Here is a 16,106-nt window from a genome sequence, read left to right on the forward strand (position 1 = left end):
CCGCGGCCCCTCGGCGCTCGCGCCCCCCCGGCGGGGGGGCGGGGGGGCCCGGGGGGGCCGGGGCCTTCCGCGCCGCGGGCGGGCCGCCCCCCCCCCCCCCCCCCCCCGATTCCGGGCCCGCTCCCCGGGGGGAGCGCGCCCTCACCTCACTTCTGCCAGTCCGCCCAGGACATGTTCCAGCCGTTGAGGCCGTTGTCGGGCGAGACGGTCTTGTCGTGCGAGTTCTTCACGACCACCACGTCGCCGATGAGCGAGCTGTTGTAGAACCACGAGGCCGGGCTGCCGTTGTCGCCGCCGCCGCGGATGTCGTGCAGGCCGACGCAGCCGTGGCTGGTGTTCTGCGACCCGAAGATGCCGGTGGACGCCCAGTAGTTGCCGTGGATGAAGGTGCCCGACTGGGTCAGCCGCATGGCGTGCGGCACGTCCGGGATGTCGTACTCGCCGCCCAGGCCCACGGTCTGACTGTCCATCCGGGTCACCGGGTCCTTCTCGCTGATGACCATCTGCCCCTCCCACGTGGTGTGGCCGGGGCCGCCTGCGGTGATGGGGATCTGGCGGATCTGCTTGCCGTCGCGCACGACCTTCATGGTGTGGGCGGACGCGTCGACCGTGGAGACCTGGCTGCGGCCGATGGTGAACTTCACCGTCTTGGACTGCGTGCCGTACACGCCGGGCCGTCCCTCCACGCCGTCCAGGTCCATCGTGACGGTGACCTTGGTGCCCGGCGTCCAGTAGTGCTCGGGGCGGAAGTCGAGCCGGTCGTTGCCGAACCAGTGGCCCTCGATCGGCACCGCCGGGTCCGCCGTCACCTTGACCGCCTTCTCGACGGCCTCCGGGTCGGTGATGCCGCGGGTGAAGCTGAGCGAGACCGGCATGCCGACGCCGACGGTGGAGTTGTTCTCCGGCGTGTAGTAGCCGATGAAGGTGTTCTTCGGGGTCAGTGTGGAGAACGTGGTGTCCTTGGCGGACACCCTGCCCTTCGCGTCCTTCGCCGTGACGTGCACCTTGTACTTGGTCGAGGCCGCGAGGTGCTGGAGCGGCTTCCAGCTCGTCCGGTCGGCGGCCATCGTGCCGTCCACCGTGGCGCCCTGGTCGTCCTGGACGCTGACCGCGGTCAGCGTGCCCTGCGTGACACCGATCTGGAGCGCGCCGGTCGTGGCCACGGACGTGGCGCCGTCGTCCGGCGCGACCTTGACGACCGCCTGCGACACGTCGTCCGCGGCCTTGGCCGTGGTCGCGCCCGACTCGTTCTTCCCGTCGTCGCCACCGCCGGAGCCCGCGCTCCCGCCGCACGCGGCGACCGCGAACAGCAGCGCGCCGAGGACGAGGGCGAGCAGCCCGGTGCCGCGCCGGCCGCGCCGACGCGCTCCGGTCCCCGTCGGCCCGCCGGCCGGCCGGTCCGGCGTTACAGGTGGCTGGTTCACGTCGGTTGTCTCCCCTCGCACGGCCTGGCCTCGCCATGGCCCGCACTCCAGCGCGTGTCTAGCGCACGCGCACGGCGATAGATAATCACACCGAAGAGGGCGAGACGTTCACCTGCGTGTCACCGTTCCGTCCCAACCGGCGGCGGACCCGTGCCCCGTCGACGGAAAGGCATTCCCTCGGGTCAGACCGCCGAACCCTGCCGCCACGCGGTCCAGTTCATGTTCCAGCCACTGAGCCCGTTGTCGGGCGGGACCGTACGGTCGTTCGAATGCACGACCTCCACGACGTCACCGATGAGGGTCCGGTCGAAGAACCACCCGGCCGGGGTGGACGAACTGCCGCCCTTGACGTCCCGGAGCCCGACACAGCCGTGGCTGGTGTTGCGCGACCCGAACGTGTCCGGCGACGCCCAGTAGTTGCCGTGCAGGAAGGTGCCCGAGGTCGTCAGGCGCAGCGCGTGCGGCACGTCCTTGATGTCGTACTCGCCGCCGAACCCGACCGTGGAGCCGTTCATCCGGGTCACGTCGTACATCTCGGAGACGACCATCTTGCCGTTGTACGTGGTGCGGTTCGGGGCGCCCGCCGTGATGGGCAGGGTGGCCAGCAGCCTGCCGCCCTCGCGCACCCGCATGGTGTGGGCGGCGGCGTCCACGGTGGAGATCTGCGAGCGGCCCACGGTGAACGTGACCGTCTTGTGCTGGATGCCGTAGACGCCGGGCGCCGCCTGGACGTCCCGCAGGCCCATGGCGACCGAGACCCGGGTGCCCGGCTGCCAGTAGCGCCGCGGCCGGAAGTCGAGCCGCCGGTCGCCGAACCAGTGCCCGACGACCTCCACCGCCGGCTCCGCGGAGACCGTGATGGCGCGCTGCACGGCGGCGCGGTCCTTGATCTGGCGGTTGAAGCCGATGGAGACGATCATCCCGGTGCCGACGGTGGCGCGGTTCTCCGGGGTGAAGTACCCGATGAAGCGGTGTGCGGGGACGGTCGTGGTGAAGGTCGTGTGCCGGGCCGCGCGCCGGCCGTCGTCGTCGCGGGTGACGGCGTCCACGCCGTACTTCGCGGCGAGCGCCGGGTGCGCGTCCGGCTCCGGCGTCCAGGTCTTCCCGTCGGGCGAGAGCCTGCCGGGCAGGTCGACGGGGTCGGCGGCCTCGATCTGCCGTACGGCGACCCGTTCGAGCCGCCCCTCGGAGACGGTGACGCGGATGGGGGCGTCCCTGCTGACGCCCTTCGCCCCGTCGCGCGGGGTCACGTGGATGGAGTCGGCGGCGGTGCCCGGCGAACCGTCCTTGCCCGACATGTCGGTGGGGCCGCCGTCGCATCCCGCGGCGCCGGCGAGGAGGGCGGCCGAGGCGAGCACCAGGGCGGCGGCGCGGGCTGTGGCCCGCTGCAGTAGCTGTCTCACGGCCCGTCCAACGACGGCACGGGCCGGAGGGAAACGTTGCGGAACGTACCGTGACCCGGAGGAACGTGAGGGCGGGGCTCCCGCAGGGAAGGACACGGGGGAAAACCGCGCGGGCGGGCGTACGGCCGAGGCGTCGTGGGCTGCCCGCGGGGGCCGACGAGGCGCGGGAGGCCGGCGGGTGGCGAGCGCAGCGGAGCAGGAGGAAGTGCGGGACGCGGCGAGGGCCGGGGCCGGCGGATGGCCGCCGCCGGGCGGCCGGCGAACGCCCGGGGACGGGCGGCCCCCGCAGCGGTACGGCGACGCGCGGGCGGTGCTGCCGGGCAGGCCGGAGCCGCTCGGCGCCCGGTTCCTCGACGTCCGGGACGGCCCGGGCGGCACGGCCGGCACCAACTTCGCGCTGTGGGCGGGCGGCGCCGAGGCCGTGGACGTCTGCCTCTTCGATGACATCGCCGGGTCCGACGGCCCGGAAGGCATCGCGGGCGGCGGCGCGGAAGCCGGCACGGACGGCGGCGCCCGCGAGCGGGAGACGCGGTACGCGCTGGCGGAGCAGACGCACGGCGTCTGGCACGGCTTCCTGCCGGGCGTCGCGCCCGGGCAGCGGTACGGCTTCCGGGTGCACGGCCGGTGGGACCCCTGGACCGGCGCCCGCTGGAACCCGGCGAAGCTGGTGCTCGATCCGTACGCGCGCGCCGTCGACGGCGACTTCCGGCTGCCGCCCGAGGTGTACGGGCATGTGCGGGACTGGCCGCAGCAGCAGGTCGCCGACACCGTGCGGGACGAGCGGGACTCGGCGCCGTACGTGCCGAAAGGCGTCGTCGTGGCGGACGCCGCGCCGGACGGGGAGGCGGCGGCCGGGCGGCCTGGCACGCCGTGGGCGGACACGGTGATCTACGAGCTGCACGTCAAGGGGTTCACCCGCCGCCATCCCGGCGTGCCCGAGGAGCTGCGGGGCACGTACGCGGGGCTCGCGCACCCGGCGTCGGTCGCGTACCTCTCGGGGCTCGGTGTGACGGCGGTGGAGCTGCTGCCCGTGCACCAGTTCGCGCACGAGGACCACCTGGTGCGGCGCGGCCTGACCAACTACTGGGGCTACAACTCGATCGGCTGGTTCGCGCCGCACGCCGGGTACGCGGCGTCCGGCACCCGGGGCGAGCAGGTCGGCGAGTTCCGGCGGATGGTGGGAGCCCTGCACGCGGCGGGCATCGAGGTGATCCTCGACGTCGTCTACAACCACACGGCCGAGGGCGGCGAGCTCGGGCCGACGCTCTCGCTGCGCGGCGTCGACAACCCCGGCTACTACCGGCTCCAGCAGGACTCCCGCCGCTACGAGGACTTCACCGGCTGCGGGAACACCCTGCACGTGGTGCAGCCGCACGTGCTGCGGCTGATCACGGACTCGCTGCGGTACTGGGTGACGGAGATGGGCGTCGACGGGTTCCGCTTCGACCTGGCGGCGACGCTCGCCCGCTCCTCCCCCGGCGACGTCGACATGCTGGCCCCGTTCCTCACGGTGCTCGCACAGGACCCGGTGCTGCGGGGCGTCAAGCTGATCGCGGAGCCGTGGGACGTGGGCGCGGGCGGCTACCAGGCGGGCGCGTTCCCGCCGCCGTGGTCCGAGTGGAACGACCGGTACCGCGACACGGTACGGGACTTCTGGCGCGGCGCCGCCCCGGACGTACGGGACCTCGGATACCGCCTCTCGGGCTCCAGCGACCTGTACGGGTGGGGCGGGCGGCGGCCGTACGCGTCCGTCAACTTCATCACCGCGCACGACGGGTTCACGCTGCGCGACCTCGTCTCCTACGAGCACAAGCACAACGAGGCGAACGGCGAGGGCAACCGGGACGGCACGGACGACAACCGCGCCTGGAACGGGGGCGTGGAAGGGGAGAGCGACGATCCGGAGGTGAGGGCCCTGCGCCGTCGCAGGCTGCGCGGCATGGTGGCGACGCTGCTGCTGTCGACGGGCGTGCCGATGCTGGTCGCGGGCGACGAGATGGGCCGTACGCAGGGCGGCAACAACAACGCGTACTGCCAGGACAACGAGGTCGGCTGGCTCGACTGGTCGCTGCTCGACGACCCGGGCTGGGCCGCGCTGCGGGACCTGACGGCGCGGCTGCTGAGGCTGCGCGCCGGCCATCCGGTACTGCGGCGGCGGACGTTCTTCACCGGCCGGCCGCGTACGGCCGGCGGCCTGCGCGACCTGGCGTGGTTCACGGCGCGCGGCGAGGAGATGACGGAGGACGACTGGTACGCCCCGGCGTGCACGCTCGCGCTGTTCCTGTCCGCCGGCGACATCCCCGGCACCGACGACGAGGGCCGCGCGATCGTGGACGACAGCTTCCTCGCGGTCCTGCACGCGGGCCATGAAGGCGAGGACGTGCTGCTGCCGGGCCCGCCGTGGGCCTCCTCGTACGAACTGGTCCTGGACACGTCCGGCGAGGACCAGGCGGCGGAGCCCGGCACACGGTACGCGGGCGGCACGACCCTCACCGTCCCGCCGCGCTCAGTGCTCCTGCTCAGGGCCGACCGGGGCGCGGACCCGGCGCCCGGACCTGCGTCCCGCAACGGAGTCGGCACGGGTGCGGCGCCCTGACAGCGCCGGGAGGGGCACCCCTCGTCCGCGCCCAGCCAATCACCCTGGGGACAGCGGCTGTCGGCCCTCGGCCGGGCCCGCGGCCCGGGTCCGTCGGGGCCCGGGCCCGGTCCGCCAGGGGGCGGTCCCGCTACGGTGGACCCGGGAATGCCCGGGGCCGCGACGGCACTCGTGACCACGCGAACCGGGCCTGCCGAAGGGGACGTTGTGACGGGCACTGTGGAGCCGCGGGAAGCCGCCCCGGGGCGCGTCCTGAACCCGCTGTGGATCATCTCCCTGTTCCTGGGCCTCGCCGAGGTCACCGTGGGAGTGGCCGCCACCCGGGCGGAAGGATGGATACAGGCGATGCTCGCCGTGTTCTCCGTGGCGTTCCCCTCGGCGGTCGCCGTCGCGTTCTTCCGCATCCTGCTCACCCGGCCCGTGGTGCTGTACGCGCCGGGGGACTATCCCGACCCGCCGAGTATCGAGGCGTACGTGGCCGCGGTCTCGTCGGCCGGCCGGAGTCTGGAGAACGTGGAGGCCGCGGTCCGCACGGCGCTGACGGAAGTCGTCGTCCCGCGTCTGGCGGCCGAGGATCGTGAGCGGCCCCAGGCCCTGGTGGAGGAGGCGATCCGCGCGGCGCGGGAGGATTTCAGGCGGCACCTGGTGGAGATCGACCTGACCGGCGTCGCACCGGACATCGAGCCCAGGGTGCTCGGCTTCCCCGCGGACTCCATGACGGTCACCCAACTGCTCGACACGATCTACCTGACGATCGCCGGCCACGTGGACGTCTACTCGTACGGCCGGCAGTGGGTCCTCTACGACCCGGTGGGCAACAGGGCCCTGACGGGCATCGGCCGCTTGTGGCGGGACGCGCCGGGACCGGAGTCCGTCGACCTGCGCGGCCTTCAGGAGGCGGGCATCGAACCGGGTGCCCGATTGCTGGCGGTGCGGACCGGAGAGTGACACCGCTCCGGACGCCTCGGGGGGCGTTCCGCGCGAACACCGGGCAGGCCGGGCACCGAAGGCCCTGCCGTCAGGTGCCGAGGATGCGGCGCTCGTAGGCGACGGCCACCGCGGCCGCCCTGTCCTTGACGCCGAGCTTGGCGTAGAGATGGGCGAGGTGCGTCTTGACCGTGGCCTCGCTGATGAACAGCTCCTTCGCGATCTCCCGGTTCGAGGTGCCCTTCGCGACCAGTTCGAGCACCTCGCGCTCGCGGGCCGAGAGCGGTTCGGCGGCCGGGGCCCTCGGCGCGCGGACCCGGGAGACCAGACGGGAGGCGACGGCGGGCGACAGGACCGTACGGCCGAGGGCCGCCGCCCGTACCGCCGTGAACAGCTCCTCGCGCGGGGCGTCCTTGAGGAGGTAGCCCGTCGCGCCCGCCTCGATCGCGGGCAGCGTGTCGGAGTCCGTGTCGTACGTGGTGAGCACCAGGACCTTCGCACGTGCTCCCCTGCGGCCGAGTTCGGTGATCGCGGCGACACCGCCGCCGCCCGGCATCCGCAGGTCCATCAGGACGACGTCCGGGTCGAGGCGCAGAGCGAGTTCGACCCCCTCGACACCGTTCGAGGCCTCGCCGAGCACCCGGAAGCCCGGGGACGACTCGAACATCCCGCGCAGCCCGTCGCGTACGACGGGGTGGTCGTCGACGAGCAGCAACGTGACGGTCTCCGAGGCGTGTTCACTCATAGTGGACCAAAGGTACGCGAGCGGAGACCGCCGTGCCCCCGCCCCTCTCCGACTCGACGGTCAGGGAACCCGCGATCCGCTCCACGCGAAGGCGCATGCCGGGCAGCCCGAACCCGCCGGTCCCGGTGCGCGCCGGAAGGCCGAGCGGCTCGAAGCCCGCGCCGTCGTCGCGCACGTCGAGGGAGACCTCGTCCCCCATGTACGACAGGGTGACGCCGACGCGGCTCGCGCCCGCGTGCTTGTCCGCATTGGCGAGGGCCTCCTGCGCGACCCGCAGCAGGGTCGCCGCGACCTCGTCGTGCAGCCGCGCCTCGGTGCCGGTGACGGTGAACAGGGCGCGCACCCCCGTCCGTTCCGACCAGGTGGCCACCGTCTTCTCCAGGGCCCGGGGCAGCGCGTCGTGCTCCAGGTCGAGCGGGCTGAGGTTCTGCACCGAGCGGCGGGCCTCCGCCAGGCTGTGCCGGGCCAGTGCCGACGCCCGCTCCAGGTGCTCGCGGGCGATCCGTCCGTCCGTGGCGGCGGTGACGACCTGGAGCTGGGTGACGATGCCCGTGAGGCCCTGCGCGATGGTGTCGTGGATCTCCGCGGCGAGGCGGCGCCGCTCGTCGGCCACCCCCGCCTCCCGGGCCTGCACGAGGAGTTGGTCGTGCAGCGCCGCGTTCTCCTCCAGGGCCTGTTCGAGGCGGGCGTTGGCGGTCTCCAGCTCACGGATGGTGTCCGATTTCTGCAGGGCCCTCGCGACCTCCCGCTCCCCGAGGCCGGAGAAGAACGTGGCCATGCCCGTGTTCAGCAGGAGCAGCGCGATGAACAGGACCCACACGAACGTGGACCGGGGCGGCAGCCCGGACGACTGCGACCCGGCGATCGTCACGGCGTTGACGAAGAGGCCCACGCGGGTGAGCCGCCGGGGGAGCATCCGCACGACGGCGAGGTACCCGGTGTACGCGTAGATCGCGTACAGGGGGTTGAGCCAGGTCAGCACGAACGCCAGGACCGTGCGCAGCCAGTAGTGGAACTGCTCGGCGGGGGACCCGGGCACCGGGTCGCGGCCCGGCCTGCACCACCACAGCTCGCACGCGAGCGCCAGCGGTACGACGCCGGCCGCGACCTCCGCGTCCGTACGGCTCATCAGGGCGGGGGCGACCGCCGCGGAGACGGCCGTGCCGAGCCCGAAGAGGATCAGCGGGCTCCAGCGGAAGATGTGGTCCCAGCGCTCCTCCACGATGACGGCGCGGTCGGCCGGACGGGCGCGGTCCCCGGCTTCCGTCGACCCCCACAGGCCCGCTCCCCACCAGCAGGCCGCGGGCGGGGCGGCGCCCTCCGTGCCGCCCCGCCTCACTGCCACCGGAACCAGCGGGCCGCGCCCGCGCTCAGCAGTACGGTCCACAGCGCGGTGACCCCGAGGTGGACGAGGCCGGGGAAGTCGCCGCGCGCGGCCTGGTCGAGCGCTCCCGACGCGGCACCGAGCGGGGTGTACTCGACGATCGTGCGCAGCACGTGGGGCATGGTCTGCACGGGCAGCCAGACGCCCGCCGTGAACATCGAGGGGAACAGGGCGACCGCGCCGAGCGCCTGCGCCGCCTTCTCGCTCCTGGCGACCGCGGAGACCAGCAGGCCGAGCGACAGGGCGCTGGCGGCGGCGAGGACGAGGGCGAGGAGGTAGCCGCCGAGCTGCTGGGGCAGGGCCACGCCGAACGCGATCCGGCCGACGGCCGCCACCAGGACCGCGGAGAACAGGGAGCCCCCGCCGAGGAGCACCACCTGGGAGGCGAGGAGGGCGGACGGGCGTACGGGGGTGGCCGACATGCGGCGCAGGATGCCGCGCTCCCGGTAGCCGGTGAGGATCGGCGGCATGGCCTGCATCCCGGCCATGATCAGCGCGAGCAGCACCGCGATCGGCACGTACAGGTCGATGACGCGGCGCCCGCCGAGGCCGGCGCTCGCCTCCCGGAAGCCCGGGACGAGGCCGAGGATCACCAGGAGGACGGTCGGGAACAGCAGCACCCACAGGGCTACGGAGGGTTCACGCAGGTAGAGGAGGCGGGCCTCGGTGCGCAGCACGGCGGAGGCGGCCGACGGGCGCCGGGCGGCGGGTGCGGCGGCCGGCTCCCGGGTGGGCGCGGTGGTGGCGGACATGGTCAGACCCTCTCTTCCGGCGCGTGCGGGGTGTGCGGTGTACCGGACGGGTCCAGTGTCCCTGTCCTGTCGTCCTGTGTGCCGAGGCCGCCCTGCGGCCGGAAGGCGTCGGAGGCGTCGGAGGCGCCCGGTGCCCGGTCGGGCGCGCCGTCCTCGGTGAGGTCGAGGAAGGCGTCGTCGAGCGACGCCTCGGTGACCCGGAGCTGGTGCGCGGTGACGCGGCGGCGGGCCAGCAGGGTGATGACCGCGTTGACCGTCGCGTCACTGCCGTTGATCACGACCCGTCCGCCCTGGCCGGTGACGGACACGACCTCGGGCAGCTCCGCCAGCTCCCCTTCCTCCAGCGGCTGCGAGGGGGTGAAGGAGATGACCGTGGACGCGCTCGACCTGGCGATCAGCCCGGCGGGCGTGTCCAGCGCGGCGACCCGGCCGCGGTCGATGACCGCGACGCGGTCGCAGAGCCGCTGCGCCTCTTCCATGAAGTGCGTGACCAGCAGGACGGTCACGCCGGAGTCCCTGATCTCCTCGATCAGCCGCCAGGTGTCGCGGCGCGCCCTCGGGTCGAGCCCGGTGGTCAGCTCGTCGAGGACGACGACGCGCGGGCCGCCGATCAGGGCGAGCGCGATGAACAGGCGCTGCTTCTGGCCGCCGGACAGCTTCGCGAAGCGGGTGGTGAGCTTGGCGTCGAGACCCAGCCGCGAGGCGAGGGGACGCCAGTCGACGGGGTGCGGGTAGAACGCCGCGTACAGCTCAAGCGCCTCCCGCACGGTGAGTTTGGGCTGCAGCTGGCTCTCCTGGAGCTGCGCGCCGAGCAGGTGGGTGACGCGCTCGTGGTCCCGTATCGGATCGAGCCCCGCCACCCGCACCGAGCCGCCGTCCGGGACGCGCAGCCCCTCGACGCATTCGACGGTGGTGGTCTTGCCCGCGCCGTTCGATCCGAGGATTCCGAAGACCTCACCCTCCTCCACGCCGAAGGTCACCCCGTCGACGACGGGCCTGCCGCCGTAGGCCTTCCGCAGATCGCGCACTTCGATGATTGCCATGGGGACAACGATCCCCTCGGGACGGCCCGCCGGGTATCGGCCGACGCGCTCGAACCCGCATCAGCCGATCGGCCGATGCGGGCCGCTCAAGGGACGACCCGGGCACTGGTCTTCCGGGGCGCCGGGCGGCACCGGCGTACGCCCGGCGCGTTCACACGGCGCCCGCTCCGGGGCACCGAAAACCACGTGAGCGATGTCAGTGCCTGCCCGTAGGCTCGGCCGGATGTCACACAACCAGGGAGAAGACGCCCACCAGTCGGCCACCAGATCACTGCTGCGGCTGTGGCCGTACGTCCGACCGGTACGCGGGCGGGTGGGCGGCGCCGCCGTGGTCGCGATAGTGGCGTCCTGCCTCGGGCTGGTCTTCCCCCTGGTGCTGAAGTGGATGGTGGACGGCCCGGTCAGGGACGGGGACGTGGCGGGCATCTGGCGCGGCGCGCTCTATCTGCTGCTGCTCGGTGTCGCCGAGGCCGGTCTCTTCGGCCTGCGCAGATGGCTGGTCGCACGTCCGCTCGCCGGGGTGGAGGCGGCGATGCGCGCCGATCTCTACCGCCATCTGCAGCGGCTCCCGGTCGCCCTCCACGACCGGTGGCCGTCGGGGCAGTTGCTGTCGCGCGGGACGACGGACCTGATGCTGTTGCGTCAGTTCCTCGCGTTCCCCCTGACGTTCCTGCTGGTCAACGGGACCACGATCCTGGTCGGTTGTGTGATTCTGCTGGAGCAGGACTGGTCGCTCGGACTGGTGCTGCTGATCCCCGTGGTGCCGCTGATGATCCTGTGCTCGCTCTTCGAGACGCGGTACGCGCTGGTGGCGCGGCGCTCGCAGGACCAGGTCGGCGACCTGACGACGGTCGTCGAGGAGGGCGTGCTCGGCATCCGGATCGTGAAGGGCTTCGGGCGCCACCGCAGCCAGGCGCGTGCCTTCGACGCGTTGGCCGCGAAGGTGCGGGTGACGGAGATCGAGAAGGGCCGCCTGCTCGCGGGCCTCTGGGCGCTCATCACGACGATGCCGGAACTGGCGATCGCAGGGGCGCTCGTCCTCGGTACGGTGCAGGTCGCGGACGGCGGCCTGTCGGCAGGCACGCTCGTCGCGTTCCTCTCGACGGCGCTGGCGCTGCGCTGGCCCGTCGAGTCGATCGGTTTCATGCTCGCGATGAGCCAGGAGGCGGCCACGGCCGCGGAGCGGTTCTTCGAGCCGATGGACGCGCCGGAGGAGGCGGGGGGGGCGCCCGTGTCCGGCGGCGCGGCGGGCTTGGAGCCCGTGCCCGGTGACGCGGCGGGCTTGGAGCCCGTGTCCGGCGGCGCGGCGGGCGGGGAGCCCGTGTCCGGCGGCGCGGCGGGCGGGGAGCGCTTCGAGGGCGTGTCCTTCCGCTACCCCGACGCGCCCCCGGACGCGGAGCCGGTGCTGGCGGGGATCGACCTGCATGTACGGCGGGGCGAGACGATGGCGCTGGTCGGCGCGACGGGCTCGGGCAAGACGACCCTGACGGCACTCGTCCCGCGCCTGCACGAGGCGACGTCCGGCCGCATCACGCTGGACGGCGAGGACATCACCGCGATGCCGCGCGACCGGTTGCGGCGGCTGGTGTCGGTGGCGTTCGAGGAGCCGACGCTGTTCTCGGCGAGCGCCGGGGAGAACGTGCTGATGGGCGCGGGCGGCGAGCCGGACGAGGGCGATCTGGACCGGGCGCTCGACATCGCGCAGGCCGGATTCGTCCGCGCGCTCCCGCACGGCACGGACACCCAGGTCGGCGAGCAGGGCCTGAGCCTGTCCGGCGGTCAGCGGCAGCGGCTCGCGCTGGCCCGCGCGGTGGTCGGCCGGCCGCGCTTCCTGGTGCTCGACGACCCGCTGTCGGCGCTGGACGTGCACACGGAGGCGCTGGTGGAGGCCGCGCTGCGGCGTGTGCTGCGCGAGACCACGGCGCTGGTGGTGGCGCACCGCCCCTCGACGGTGCTGCTGGCCGACCGGGTGGCGCTGATCTCGGCGGGCCGCGTGGCGGCGGTCGGCACCCACCAGGAACTGCTGCGGGAGAACGAGGAGTACGCCTGGCTGATGTCGGGCGAGGCTCCCCCGCCGGGCCCGGCGGACGGCGGCGCCGCGGCGCCGGCGGCCGCCGCCGCGGGCGCCCGACCGGGCGGCGGCGGGGGCCCCCCCCCGGGGGGCCCCGGCCCCGGCCCCGGGCCGGGGGGGGGGCCCCCGCCCCGGGGGGGGGGGGCGGCGGGGGGGGGGGGGGGGCCGGGCGGGGGGGGGGGGGGGGCGGGCGCCCCCCGCGGGGGCGGGGGGGGGGGGCGGCGCCGCGGCGCCGGCGGGCACGGCCGCGGACGCCGTGCCGGACGGCGGCGGGGCCCGCACCGCGGTGGCCGCAGGCGCCGGCACAGGCACGGGTCCTGGCACACGGACCGTGCGCGTGCGGGCGGCGGGGCAGCCAGGGCGGCCGGGGCAGCCGTATGAGGAGATCCGGGGCGACGAGGAGGGCGTTCGATGACCACGTCGACCACCACGGGGCCCGCCCCGGGCGGCGGGCCCGGCGGCCCCTCGGAGGCGGCGGCCGAGGACGCGGCGGTCGTCGCCGCGGCGGCTGCCCCCGCCGACGACCCGTTCGACCGGGACGCGCTGCCCGCGCCGCCCGGCGCGACCCGCGCCCTGCTCGGCTCGCTGCTGCGCCCGCTGCGCGGAGGTGTCGCGACGACCGTCGTGATGCTGCTGCTCCAGCAGGCCGCCGCGCAGGCGGGGCCGCTGATCGTCGCGTACGCCATCGACCACGCGGTGCCCGCGCTGCGGCACGGCTCGCACGGGCCGCTGGTCGCGGTGGGGATCGCGTACGGGCTGAGCGCGGTGCTCTCCGGCTGGTTCCAGCACGCGTTCATCAGGACCTCGACGCGGGTCAGCCAGGCCGTGCTGTACGACCTGCGGGGCAGGATCTTCCGGCACGCGCAGGTGCTCAGTGTCGACTTCCACGAGCGGTACACGTCGGGCCGGCTGATCTCCAGGTCGACCACGGACGTGGAGTCGCTGCGCGAGCTGCTCGAAGAGGGCCTCCAGGAACTGGTCGCGGTCATCCTGTCGTTCGCGTACATCGGAGCGACGCTGCTCTTCCTCGACTTCGCCATCGGGGCCGTGGCCGTGCTGTCGTTCGTCCCGCTGTATCTGATGGTGCGGCTCTACCAGCGGCGCGCGGGGCGGGTGTTCGGCCGCCGTTCGACGGCGATCGCCGCCGTCATCGTGAAGTTCGCCGAGACGCTGGGCGGCATCCGCCCGGTGCGCGCCTTCCGCCGGGAGCCGGCGAACGACGCGGAGCTCGGGGAGCTGAACCGGCGCCACGAGCGCAGCAACGGCGACTCGATGCTCGAAATGGCGCGGTACGTGGTCGGTTCGCGCCTCATCGCCAACACCGCCGTGGCCGGCATGGTGCTGTGGGGCGCGTTCCGGGTCGCGGACGGCTCGCTCGAACTCGGGGTGCTGGCCGCCGCCGTGCTGTACCTGCGGCGGCTGTACGACCCGATCGACCGGCTCGGCATGTTCCTCAACGCCTACCAGTCCGCGGTGGCCTCGCTGGAGAAGATCGCGGGCCTGCTCGCCCAGGAACCGGGGGTGCCCGAGGCGGCCGAGCCGCGTCCGCTGCCGCCGCGGACCTCCGCCCTGCCCGGCCGCGAGGTCGTCTTCGAGGACGTCGGCTTCTCCTACCGGACGGGCGGCGAGGTGCTGCCGGTGTTCGCGCTGACGATCCCGGCGGGCCAGACCGTCGCCGTCGTCGGCTCCACCGGCGCGGGGAAGTCGACACTGGCGAAGCTGCTGGCCCGGTTCTACGACCCGACGTCGGGCCGCGTCCTGCTGGACGGGGTCGACCTGCGCGACCTGGACACGCCGGAGCTGCGGCGCGGCGTGGTGATGGTGACGCAGGAGGCGTTCCTGTTCTCGGGGACGGTCGCGGAGAACATCGCGATCGGCAGCCCGGACGCGTCCCGCGAACAGGTCGAGGCGGCGGCGCGGGCGATCGGGGCGCACGACTTCATCGCCGGCCTGCCCGACGGCTACGACACGGACGTACGCAAGCGCGGCGGACGCATCTCGGCGGGACAGCGGCAGTTGGTGGCGTTCGCGCGCGCCCTGCTCGCGGACCCGGCGGTGCTGATCCTGGACGAGGCGACGAGTTCGCTGGACATCCCCGGCGAACGGGCGGTGCAGCACGCGATGGACACGGTGCTGCGCGGACGGACGGCGGTGGTGATCGCACACCGGCTGTCGACGGTGGAGATCGCGGACCGGGTGCTGGTGATGGAGCACGGGCGGATCGTGGAGGACGGTGCTCCCGCCGAACTGATCGGCGGCACAGGCCGTTTCGCGGGCCTGCACCGCGCATGGCGGGACAGCCTGGCGTGAAGGGGCCCCGATGCGCACGGCCCGCCACTCGGCCCCTTGGGAACCGTGGACGGTTGACCCGTCGTGGCCGCGCGAAACCGCGCTCCTCACGGCAGTTGCCGCCTGGCTTCGCCCGCACACAGGTGACGGTTCCATCGGTCGCGTAGTGTGACGACCGGTGACGCACCGGCATGGGTGGGTCAGGGCGGAGGGAACGACGATGACCGATGCCAGCGGCGCGGAAGCGGCCGGCGAACGGGTGGGCGAGGACGGATCAGGGACCTTCGACGCCCCGGAGAGCGGGGGCGAGACGGGCGTACGGGCCACGGCGGACGCGTCCGGGCAGGGCGTCATGACGGCCTTCGGGCAGAGCATGAAGACGCTGCGGGTGCGGGCGGGGCTGGAGCGGGGGGAGTTCGGACGGCTCATCGGGTACTCGGCGTCCACCGTCGCGTCGTTCGAACAGGGAAGGAGGGTGCCGTCACCGAGGACGATCGACCTGGCGGACAAGACGCTGGCGGCGGAGGGCCTGCTGACACTGTGGAAGGAGCAGGTGGAGCGGGCGCAGTATCCGGTGTTCTTCCAGGGGATGGCCAAGTTGGAGAAGGAGGGCGTGGAGTTGCTGGCCTATGACACCCATGTCCTCAACGGCCTGCTCCAGACCGATGCGTACATGAGAGCCGTACTCGCCATGCGGCGCCCGGTCCTGGACCAGGAGACCATCGAGCAGCGCGTGGCCGCCCGGCTGGCCCGGCAGGACATCTTCAACCGCTGGCCTGCGCCACTTCTGAGCTTCGTACTCGAAGAGGCGGCGTTGCGGCATCCGTGGGGAGGTGAGGCTGTTCACCGCGGCCAGTTGGAGCAGCTGCTTCTGCTCGCCGGACAACAGAACGTGGAGGTTCAGGTGATGCCCACATCCCGCGAGCAAAACGCGGGTGTAGACGGGGCGTTCACGGTGATCACACGCCGGGACGGAAAGAGGTTCGTATACACCGAGGCACAGGGAACCAGTGCCCTTCAGACTGAAGCGGAACAGACGACCCTGGCCGCCGCGCGCTATGGGATCATCCGATCACAGGCTCTCCCGTCACGAGAGTCGTTCGACTTCATGGAAGGGTTGCTGGGATCACTATGAACAACACCGAATCCGCGACCGTCGCGTCCGGCCTCTCGTGGTTCAAGAGCAGTTACAGCGGAGCCGAGGGCGGTCAGTGCGTCGAGGTCGCGACCGGTTCGGGAGTCGTCCACATCCGGGATTCCAAGGCCACCCATGGCCCGGACATCCGCGTGTCGCCCAAGGCGTGGGCGGGTTTCGTCGGGCAGGCCCGCCACTCGCGCCCGTAGGTTCCCCGACAGACCAGGCAGAAAGGCGGGGGGGGGGGGCGCGGGGGGCGCGGGCCCCCCCCCCAAGGCTCAGCACCCCCCCCCCCCCCCCCCCCCCCCCCCCAACACCCCGAAAAAACACCCCCAAA

12 protein-coding genes are annotated in these 16,106 nt (G+C 73.5%); 6 read left to right on the plus strand and 6 right to left on the minus strand.

Features of this window, described 5'->3' with window-relative positions; all coding sequences use genetic code 11:
- Positions 1–146: 146 nt before the first annotated feature.
- Both LCE31_RS06180 and LCE31_RS06185 read right to left on the minus strand, forming a co-directional pair.
- On the minus strand, positions 147–1,424 hold the full coding sequence (locus tag LCE31_RS06180; protein WP_374118414.1) for a L,D-transpeptidase: 1,278 nt from the start codon (positions 1,422–1,424) through the stop codon (positions 147–149).
- A 182-nt stretch (positions 1,425–1,606) separates the two neighbouring features.
- On the minus strand, positions 1,607–2,827 hold the full coding sequence (locus tag LCE31_RS06185) for a L,D-transpeptidase (RefSeq protein ID WP_225012956.1): 1,221 nt from the start codon (positions 2,825–2,827) through the stop codon (positions 1,607–1,609).
- Between the two features lie 178 nt (positions 2,828–3,005).
- On the opposite strand from LCE31_RS06185, the gene glgX reads away from it, so the two are divergent.
- Positions 3,006–5,423 carry a glycogen debranching protein GlgX gene (glgX, locus tag LCE31_RS06190; protein WP_225012957.1) on the plus strand — a complete coding sequence of 806 codons (2,418 nt, stop codon included), beginning with the start codon at positions 3,006–3,008 and terminating at the stop codon, positions 5,421–5,423.
- A gap of 207 nt (positions 5,424–5,630) precedes the next feature.
- Positions 5,631–6,371: a hypothetical protein gene (locus LCE31_RS06195; protein ID WP_225012958.1), complete on the plus strand. Its 741-nt coding sequence runs from the start codon at positions 5,631–5,633 to the stop codon at positions 6,369–6,371.
- A gap of 70 nt (positions 6,372–6,441) precedes the next feature.
- Here LCE31_RS06195 and LCE31_RS06200 read toward each other — a convergent pair whose 3' ends face one another.
- The 4 genes from LCE31_RS06200 to LCE31_RS06215 are packed head-to-tail and all read right to left on the minus strand — an operon-like array spanning position 6,442 to position 10,274.
- Entirely contained in the window at positions 6,442–7,095 is a 654-nt protein-coding gene (locus tag LCE31_RS06200) for a response regulator (RefSeq protein ID WP_225012959.1), read from the minus strand.
- Positions 7,088–8,374, minus strand: coding sequence for a sensor histidine kinase (locus LCE31_RS06205; protein ID WP_441349406.1), 1,287 nt, complete (start codon positions 8,372–8,374; stop codon positions 7,088–7,090). Before LCE31_RS06205 ends, LCE31_RS06200 begins: the two co-directional genes overlap by 8 nt.
- Before the next feature lie 56 nt (positions 8,375–8,430).
- Positions 8,431–9,231 (minus strand): ABC transporter permease, encoded by an 801-nt coding sequence (locus LCE31_RS06210; RefSeq protein WP_225012960.1) that lies wholly within the window; start codon positions 9,229–9,231, stop codon positions 8,431–8,433.
- A gap of 2 nt (positions 9,232–9,233) precedes the next feature.
- Complete coding sequence (locus LCE31_RS06215; RefSeq protein ID WP_225012961.1) at positions 9,234–10,274, minus strand: ABC transporter ATP-binding protein; 1,041 nt, start codon at positions 10,272–10,274, stop codon at positions 9,234–9,236.
- Between the two features lie 223 nt (positions 10,275–10,497).
- Between LCE31_RS06215 and LCE31_RS06220 the strand changes: the two genes are divergently transcribed.
- The 4 genes from LCE31_RS06220 (at position 10,498) to LCE31_RS06235 (ending at position 15,978) form a co-directional block, all read left to right on the plus strand.
- Positions 10,498–12,726: an ABC transporter ATP-binding protein gene (locus LCE31_RS06220; protein WP_225012962.1), complete on the plus strand. Its 2,229-nt coding sequence runs from the start codon at positions 10,498–10,500 to the stop codon at positions 12,724–12,726.
- 30 nt (positions 12,727–12,756) lie between these two features.
- On the plus strand, positions 12,757–14,655 hold the full coding sequence (locus tag LCE31_RS06225) for an ABC transporter ATP-binding protein (protein ID WP_225012963.1): 1,899 nt from the start codon (positions 12,757–12,759) through the stop codon (positions 14,653–14,655).
- A 199-nt stretch (positions 14,656–14,854) separates the two neighbouring features.
- The gene (locus LCE31_RS06230) at positions 14,855–15,769 is read left to right on the plus strand and encodes a helix-turn-helix domain-containing protein (protein WP_225012964.1); all 915 of its coding nucleotides are present in this window, start codon (positions 14,855–14,857) and stop codon (positions 15,767–15,769) included.
- Positions 15,766–15,978: a DUF397 domain-containing protein gene (locus tag LCE31_RS06235; RefSeq protein WP_225012965.1), complete on the plus strand. Its 213-nt coding sequence runs from the start codon at positions 15,766–15,768 to the stop codon at positions 15,976–15,978. The genes LCE31_RS06230 and LCE31_RS06235 overlap by 4 nt, the downstream gene beginning before the upstream one ends.
- Positions 15,979–16,106 lie beyond the last annotated feature (128 nt).

The sequence above is a fragment of the Streptomyces sp. 8L genome, from assembly GCF_020176795.1.
In the GTDB taxonomy this organism is placed as follows: Bacteria; Actinomycetota; Actinomycetes; order Streptomycetales; family Streptomycetaceae; genus Streptomyces.